This is a genomic window from Cytobacillus sp. IB215316, from assembly GCF_033963865.1.
In the GTDB taxonomy this organism is placed as follows: Bacteria; Bacillota; Bacilli; order Bacillales; family SM2101; genus Nanhaiella; species Nanhaiella sioensis.
The window spans coordinates 1-687 of record NZ_JAXBMC010000066.1 but is presented as its reverse complement, the minus strand read 5'-3'; the positions used below and the strand labels follow the sequence as shown (position 1 = coordinate 687).

Genomic DNA, 687 nt, shown 5'->3' with positions numbered 1-687 from the left:
TAAGGATTTATTTTAATGAGACTGAGTATAGCTTAGACATAGATACAATCAACCGAGGAGATAAAAATGAAGAAGAACAAAAAGATTATGCTGTATATTTTAAGTGCTGCAATTATGGAATTTTGCATTTTTGAATTTATAAATTCTACTCTTTACAGGGGTGTCTTTAATATGGGTATATTAATTCCCTTTCTGACGACTGTGGTTTATTTCTCATACGTTTATTTGATACGGGGATCGATGAGAAAAAGGATAAAGCCATCTTTAATCATATTATTTATTATTCCTTTATTACTCTTTATCTTTTTCAGACCGACCTACACCTTTGAACAGGCTAAACAATTGGTTTATGAAAGTGGGTATGACGTGTCTGGCATTGTTGTACAGAATGAAGAAAGGTACAGAGATACGGTTCCTATATACACGGAAGATACGCGAATCTTTATTGATTATAGGAATTACCATTTTGAAGTGGATGGAAGGTACTTTTTAGTGAACCCTCGTTCAGGTGTAGTTATTGAGATGGAACAACCTTATTGGCACTAACCTATCAAGTTTATGGTAAAATCAATTTCGATTCCTTTTTAATTTATAAGAAATAATAACTATTCCAGTAATATGGTAAATCCAAGAGATACTAGTATATTTGGATTGAAATTTACAATTCCATTAACCTTCACTGGATTA

Annotated in this window: 1 protein-coding gene; it reads left to right on the top strand. The window is 31.7% G+C overall.

What is annotated here, in order from left to right; translation table 11 throughout:
* Positions 1-171: 171 nt before the first annotated feature.
* A complete protein-coding gene (locus SLH48_RS22415; RefSeq protein ID WP_320259928.1) occupies positions 172-546 on the top strand; it encodes a hypothetical protein in 375 nt (124 codons plus the stop codon).
* Positions 547-687 lie beyond the last annotated feature (141 nt).